Origin of the sequence: Brooklawnia sp. (genome assembly GCF_032229645.1) — a bacterium.
In the GTDB taxonomy this organism is placed as follows: domain Bacteria; phylum Actinomycetota; class Actinomycetes; order Propionibacteriales; family Propionibacteriaceae; genus Brooklawnia.
Genome location: NZ_JAVTWX010000029.1, coordinates 2,810 through 9,802, shown reverse-complemented (window position 1 = coordinate 9,802; position 6,993 = coordinate 2,810). Strand labels below are relative to the sequence as shown.

The following is a 6,993-nucleotide window of genomic DNA, read 5'->3' as shown; positions in this document are numbered from 1 at the left end:
CCGGCAGCCGCTGCAGCCGCACCCAAAAAGACGGCTGAAACACAACCGTCGCAATACCGATGCAATACCGATGCCAGACGTTCACGTTCTGACATTGGATACAAACATTCCTGAAACACGCCCGGCCTAGTTTGATCTCGAAATGGTCGTCATGACCGATCCGGACGGAAGGACCAGGCCACATGCTGAAATCCAGGAAATCACGGCTGGCGGCGATCGCCTTCGGTAGTGCGTGCGTTGTCACGCTTGCCGGTTGCGGCAGCAGCGACGACACCGCCTCGAGCTCAGGCTCCGGCGCGGGCTCGACACAGTCCGGCCAGGGATCGTATGCCTCTCTTGATTGCGCATCCGATGCCACCTCGGCCACCACTTTGAAGGTCGGCACGATCCTGCCTGTCACCGGCACTCTGTCGTATCTGGGGCCGCCAGAGGTCGCAGGCGTCGGCCTTGCAGTGGACGATATCGTCGCCGCCGGCTACGACGCTTGCACGTACTTCACCGATTCTGGAGACAGCAACGATATGACGGTCTCCACCGCGTCAGCGGCCGACCTGGTCGCCGCGAAGGTCTCGGTCGCGGTCGGCGCCGCGTCGTCCTCGGTGACGTTGAACGTCATCGACCAGATCACCTCGGCACCGATCGTGATGATCTCCCCCGCGAATACCGCAGCGTCACTGTCCGGATACTCCAATTTCTTCTTCCGCACCGCCCCGCCGGACACGGTTCAGGGCGCAGCACTGGGATCTCAGATCGTCAGTGACGGCGCTGCCAATGTGGCGTTCCTCGTCTTCAACGACGCCTACGGCACCGGCCTGCGCGACGTCGTCCAGTCCACCGTGGAAGAGGCCGGCGGCAAGGTCACCTATGGTGCGACCGGCCAGGGCCAGGAGTTCCCTCCAGGACAGACCACATTCTCGTCCGAGGTGACCGCGGCGCTGTCGAGCAAGCCCGACGCCATCGTGGTGATCGCCTTCGATGAAACCGTCCCGCTCGTCGGTGAACTCGTCTCGCAGGGCTGGGACATGTCGAAGACCTACTACACCGACGGCAACACGGCTGACTACTCGTCCGATCTGCAGCCCGGAACGCTGAAGGGTGCCCAGGGCACGATCCCGGGCGCGAACGCGGCCCCCGAGATCAAGGCCCGGTTCAATGACTGGCACACCGCAGTCGAGGGCGGCCCGCTGAGTGACTACGCCTACGCGGCCGAGTCCTACGACGCCACCGTGCTCGCCGCACTCGCCTCCATCAAGGGCGGCGCGACCGATCCGGCGACGATCCAGGCCAACCTGGCCGCGGTCTCGGGTGCATCGGGTGGCACCGAGTGCACTGTGTTCGCCGAATGCGCCAAGCTGCTCGAATCGGGAGAAGAGATCCACTACCGCGGAGCCTCGGGTGCCGGCCCGTTCAACAGCGCAAATGATCCGTCGAGCGCCTTCATCGGCATCTACCAGTACGACGAGAACAACAAGCCGATCTGGGTGCAGGCAGTGGAGGGTGACGCCTGATGACCAGGGTTCGACACGCTTCCAGGCCGGTTTCACGGCTGTGACAACGCTAACCATGTCCAGGGAGGGGCGGGCCACTGTGCGCCGGCCCCTCCGCTGGCTTCTCATCGGAGTCTTCCTCGTCCTCGCCACGGCCCTGTCTGCCGCCGCGGCCCAGCCCGCCGCCGCGGACGAGGGCGACAGGACGATGCAGAGCGAAGCCTGCGTTCCGTCGGCAACGGTCGGCTGCCTCAGCGGGACGCTCGCAGGTACCGGAGCGGGAGTCGTGATCACCGCGGACGGCCCGGGCGGCGCATTCGGTAGCACCACCACCGACGAGGGCCGCTGGTCGATCGCGGTCGAAGAGCCCGGCGACTACGCGGTGAACGTGGACGCCGACACCCTGCCCGACGGGTTCGCGCTACGAAACGCTGAGCCGCAGACCCGCTCGGTCACCCTCGGCGCAACCACCGCAGTGCTGATCGCCATCGATTCGGTCAGCGAGGACGGGCAAGCCACCGCCGAGACACCGAGCTCGGGATTCAACTGGGACCGTTTCTGGCAGCAAGCCGCATCTGGGCTTCGACTAGGGCTGTTGCTGGCGCTGGCCGCTGTCGGGCTGTCGCTGATCTACGGCACCACCGGCATCTCGAACTTCGCGCACGGTGAGCTGGTCACGCTGGGAGGGATGCTCGGTTACGCATTCGCCAACCTGCTCGGGTTGCCGCTGTGGCTGAGCATCGCCATCATCGTGGTGCTCTGCGGAGCCTTTGGGTACGTCCAGGATCTGGCCATCTGGCGGCCGCTGCGACTGCGGAATTTCCGCGCGACCCAGCTGATGATCGTCACCATCGGCATGTCATTGGCACTGCAGTACGTCTACCAGTTCTTCATCGGCGCCTCCACCGTGCGAATCGTGACGGCCAATCCCGTCCCGGTGGTCATCGGCCCGGTGACCCTCACCCAGCATTCGCTGGTCGCCATGGCGGTTTCGGTCGTCGTGCTCGTGGGCGTCGGCTTCTTCTTGCAGCGCACCCGTGTCGGACGAGCCACCCGCGCGGTGAGCGACAATCCGTCGCTGGCGGCCGCCTCCGGCATTCGGGTCGCCCAGGTCATCCGGCTCGTCTGGACGGCGTCGGCCGCGATGGCCGGACTGGCCGGGGTGATGCTCGGCCTCGTCCTTAACGGCATCAACTGGATGACCGGCATGCAACTGCTCCTGCTGATGTTCTCGGCCGTGACTCTCGGTGGCCTCGGCACCGCATTCGGTGCACTTTTCGGTGCACTGATCATCGGTATGACGGTGGAAATGACGAATATCTGGCTGCCCGGTGACTTCAAATACGCCACCGCGTTGCTGCTGATGATCCTGATTCTCCTGGTACGGCCCCAAGGCCTCTTCGGACGGAAGGAACGGGTGGGCTAACCATGAACGGCATCCTTGATCTCCTCATTCAGATGGTCGCTGTTGCGATATCGCCGGCCACCGCCGCTTTCGTGATCGCGGCGATCGGACTCAATATTCATTTCGGCTACACAGGGCTCTTCAATATGGGCCAAGCGGGATTCATGCTGCTGGGCGCCTATGGATTCGCCATCCCGATCACCTCGGGCCTGGGATTTTGGCCATCACTGGGAATCGCCATATTGTCGGCAGTCGCATTCGGTGCCCTGCTGGGTATCCCCACTCTCAAGCTGCGCGGCGACTACCTCGCGATCGTCACGATCTCCGCCGCAGAGATCGTCCGTATGGTGGGCCGCTCCAGCATCCTCGACCCGATCACCGGCGGCAGCAATGGTCTTGCGGGCGCCCGCTACCGCGACCCGTTCACCGATCTGTCGTTCTTCGGCGATGGGCAGACCACCTTTCTCTGGTTCAGCTACGACAACACCGGGGTGAACGGCTGGTGGATGCGCTTCGTCGCCTGGGCGCTGGTCGCCGTGCTGTGCGTGTTGGTCTGGCTGCTCGTCCGCAGCCCGTGGGGACGCGTACTCAAGGGCATCCGGGAAGACGATGTCGCGGTGCGCAGCCTGGGCAAGAGCAGCTACGCCTATAAGATGCAGGCGCTCATCCTCGGAGGCGTGATCGGCGCCCTCGCCGGCGTCATCTATGTGCTGCCGAGTTCGGTGCAACCCGACTCGATGGGACGCTCCACCACGTTCTTCCTCTGGACGGCGCTGCTCCTGGGCGGTGCGGCAACGCTGTTTGGTCCGGTCTTGGGCGCGGTGCTCTTCTTCGCGGTGCGCATCTTCGTCCAAGGGGTGACCGCACTGGTGGTGCCCCGATCGGTGATGTCGCTCCAGCAGACCGAACAATTCTCATGGATCCTGGTCGGCATCGCGCTGATGCTGCTGGTGATCTTCAGACCACAAGGGATTATGGGCGACAAGAAGGAGCTGAGTTTCGGTGTCTGAGCTAATGATCGGGGTCGACCCGGTACCGGGTTCTGCCAAGCCCGACCCGATCCTGGTGGTCGACAACATCGTCCGGACGTTCGGCGGTATGACCGCGGTCGATGTGGCCCATCTCGAGGTGCAGCGCGCCGCGATCACGGCGCTGATCGGCCCGAACGGTGCGGGGAAGACGACCTTCTTCAACCTCATCACGGGTTTCGACAAGCCCAGCAGCGCCGTGCGGATGTTCGGCGGGCCGCCCCGCGACCAGGCCGCCACCTGGACCTTCAACGGCAGGACACTCGAGCGGGCGGGCGCCTCGAAGGTCGCGCGTCTGGGCATGGTGCGCACCTTCCAGCTGACCAAGGCGCTGTCGCGCATGACCGTGCTCGACAACATGCGGCTCGGCGCCCGGGATCAACCGGGCGAGAACATGGCGGTGGCGCTGATTCCTGCCCTGTGGCGCAAGCGCGAGACCGAGATCACCGAGAAGGCCCTGGACCTCCTGGAACGATTCAAGCTCCACGACAAGCGCGACGACATGGCGGGATCGCTCTCGGGAGGGCAGAAGAAGCTGCTGGAGATGGCACGGGCGCTGATGAGCGATCCGACGATGATCATGCTCGACGAGCCGATGGCCGGCGTCAATCCGGCGCTGACACAGTCGCTGCTCGGGCACATCCAGGCGCTTCGCGACGATGGGGTGACCGTCTTGTTCGTCGAGCACGACATGCACATGGTGCGCCATATTTCCGATTGGGTGGTGGTGATGGCCGAAGGGACGATCATCGCCGAGGGTGAAGCAGACCTGGTCATGAGCAATCCGGCTGTGGTGGACGCCTACCTCGGCGCCCATCAAGATGACGATCTGGGAGACGATTCACTCTTGGACGACGACCCTGGTTCCTCGGGAGACAACCCCGGTTCCTCGGACGACGAGCCTGTTGCCTCAGTCGTGACGGGAGCACAGGCATGACCGCGCGCAGGGTTGAGACCGACGTTATCGACACCGTCGACGACGATGTTGTGCTGCGGGCCACCGACCTGCACGCTGGCTATTTGCCCGGCGTGAACATTCTCAACGGGGTCAATATCGAGGCCAGGCCGGGCGAATTGATCGGCATCATCGGACCCAACGGGGCCGGCAAGTCGACCTTCCTGAAGGCGGTCTTCGGTCAGGTGAAGGTCCGCGGCGGTTCCGTGGTGCTGAAGGGAACCGACATCACCGGCTGGCGACCCAGCAAGCTGGTGGCGGCCGGCGTGGGATTCGTGCCGCAGACCAACAACGTCTTCGCGTCGCTGTCGATCACCGAGAATCTGCAGATGGGCATCTACCAGAAGCCCAAACAGTTCAAATCGCAGCTGGAGAAGATCTTCGAGATCTTCCCGATGCTGGCAGATCGCCGTGATCAGCGGGCCGGGTCGCTGTCGGGCGGCGAGCGGCAATCGGTGGCGATGGCGCGCGCACTAATGATGGACCCGTCGGTGCTGCTGCTCGACGAGCCTTCGGCCGGACTGTCTCCGGCGCGTCAGGACGAGACGTTCGTGCGTACCCGCCGCATCAACCGGGCCGGCGTGAGCGTCATCATGGTCGAGCAGAACGCGCGGCGCTGCCTGCAGATCTGCGACCGGGCCTATGTGCTCGACCAGGGACGCGATGCCTACACCGGAACCGGCCGGGAGTTGGCGGCCGATCCGAAGGTCATCGAGTTGTATCTCGGTACGCTGGCGGCCGACGTGGCCAAGGACCCTAAGTAGGAATCCAACACAGCGGATCACTGCACGAGCAAACGTTAAGGTGATCTGGTGGCCCTCGTCCGACTGATTGTCCATGGCTCCCGCAAGTACTGGCACCTCATTCTCGCCGTGCTGGTTCTGCAACTCGTGTCCGCTCTCGCCGCGCTGTGGCTTCCCAGCCTGAACGCCCAGGTCATCGACAAGGGCATCGCCACCGGAGACACCGACTTCATCTGGCGCACCGGCGGCACCATGCTCGCGATCTCGCTTGCGCAGCTGGTCTCGTCGATAGCGGCCGTCTATTTCTCGGCCCGGGCAGCCATGGCGCTCGGCCGCGATCTGCGTCGCCGCGTGTACCGCAAGGCCACGTCGCTGTCCACGCTCGACGCCAACCGGTTCGGCGCCGGAACCCTGATCACGCGCGGTACGAACGACGTTCAGCAGATCCAGATGCTGGTCTTGATGGGCCTGATGTTCCTGGTGATTGCGCCCATGATGGCCATCGGCGGAATCATCATGGCCCTGCGCGAAGACGCCGGGCTTTCCTGGCTGGTCTGGGCGTCGGTGGCCGTGCTCGCGGTCATCGTCACGGTTTTCGTCCGCTTTCTGCTACCGCTGTTTCGCGAGATGCAAGAGCGCGTGGACGACATCAACGGCGTCGTGCGCGAGCAGATCATGGGCATCCGGGTGGTGCGCGCGTTCGTCCGGGAGCGCTTCGAGGCGGACCGATACCGCCTGGCCAACCGGCAGATCACGGACATCTCGGTGGGAGTCGGTGCGATCTTCGTCCTGATGCTCCCGGTGATCATGATGGTGTTGCACGTCGCCACCGGCGGGGTGCTGTGGTTCGGCGGTCACCGCGCCAATGCCGGCCTCATCGAGGTCGGCTCCCTAACCGCGTTCATGCAGTACCTGCTGCAGATCCTCTCCGCCGTGATCATGTGCGTCTTCATCGTGATGGCGACCCCGCGCGCCGTGGTCTGCGCCGAACGCCTCACCGAGCTCTTGACCGCGACCTCCCAGATGACCTACCAGCAGGAGGCCACGCATCCCACGCCGACAGCCGGACGCGTCGAATTCGACGATGTCACCTTCGGATTCCCCGGCGCGGAATTGCCGGTCATCAAGAACGCCAGCTTCGTGGCCGAGCCCGGCCAGACAACAGCGATCATCGGCTCCACGGGAGCCGGCAAGTCCACGCTGCTGAATCTGGCCCTGCGGCTCTTCGACCCGCAAGAGGGCACCGTCACGATCGACGGCATCCCGGTGGCGGAACTGACCCGCGCCCAACTCGCCCAGACGATCTCGCTGGTCCCCCAGCGTCCCTACCTCTTTAGCGGGACGATCGGCTCCAATCTCCGCTTCGGCCGCACGG

7 protein-coding genes are annotated in these 6,993 nt (G+C 64.5%); 6 read left to right on the top strand and 1 reads right to left on the bottom strand.

Features of this window, described 5'->3' with window-relative positions:
- The coding region (locus tag AAFP05_RS01865; protein ID WP_341728154.1) for a hypothetical protein at positions 1-385 on the bottom strand (385 nt) is incomplete at its 3' end.
- Between AAFP05_RS01865 and AAFP05_RS01860 the strand changes: the two genes are divergently transcribed.
- The 6 genes from AAFP05_RS01860 to AAFP05_RS01835 form a co-directional block, all read left to right on the top strand.
- Positions 372-1,508 carry an ABC transporter substrate-binding protein gene (locus tag AAFP05_RS01860; RefSeq protein WP_341728153.1) on the top strand — a complete coding sequence of 379 codons (1,137 nt, stop codon included), beginning with the start codon at positions 372-374 and terminating at the stop codon, positions 1,506-1,508. The genes AAFP05_RS01865 and AAFP05_RS01860 overlap by 14 nt on opposite strands.
- A gap of 79 nt (positions 1,509-1,587) precedes the next feature.
- Positions 1,588-2,913: a branched-chain amino acid ABC transporter permease gene (locus tag AAFP05_RS01855; protein WP_341728152.1), complete on the top strand. Its 1,326-nt coding sequence runs from the start codon at positions 1,588-1,590 to the stop codon at positions 2,911-2,913.
- Between the two features lie 2 nt (positions 2,914-2,915).
- On the top strand, positions 2,916-3,902 hold the full coding sequence (locus tag AAFP05_RS01850) for a branched-chain amino acid ABC transporter permease (protein ID WP_341728151.1): 987 nt from the start codon (positions 2,916-2,918) through the stop codon (positions 3,900-3,902).
- Positions 3,895-4,857 carry an ABC transporter ATP-binding protein gene (locus AAFP05_RS01845; protein ID WP_341728150.1) on the top strand — a complete coding sequence of 321 codons (963 nt, stop codon included), beginning with the start codon at positions 3,895-3,897 and terminating at the stop codon, positions 4,855-4,857. The genes AAFP05_RS01850 and AAFP05_RS01845 overlap by 8 nt, the downstream gene beginning before the upstream one ends.
- Positions 4,854-5,639 carry an ABC transporter ATP-binding protein gene (locus tag AAFP05_RS01840; RefSeq protein ID WP_341728149.1) on the top strand — a complete coding sequence of 262 codons (786 nt, stop codon included), beginning with the start codon at positions 4,854-4,856 and terminating at the stop codon, positions 5,637-5,639. Before AAFP05_RS01845 ends, AAFP05_RS01840 begins: the two co-directional genes overlap by 4 nt.
- 48 nt (positions 5,640-5,687) lie before the next feature.
- A partial coding sequence (locus tag AAFP05_RS01835; protein WP_341728148.1) for an ABC transporter ATP-binding protein occupies positions 5,688-6,993 on the top strand: 1,306 nt, incomplete at its 3' end.

What these genes read in the sequence shown, in the direction of transcription:
- AAFP05_RS01850 (WP_341728151.1), top strand. Translation starts at nt 2,916, where the DNA reads ATGAACGGCATCCTTGATCTCCTCATTCAGATGGTCGCTGTTGCGATA.
- AAFP05_RS01840 (WP_341728149.1), top strand. Translation starts at nt 4,854, where the DNA reads ATGACCGCGCGCAGGGTTGAGACCGACGTTATCGACACCGTCGACGAC.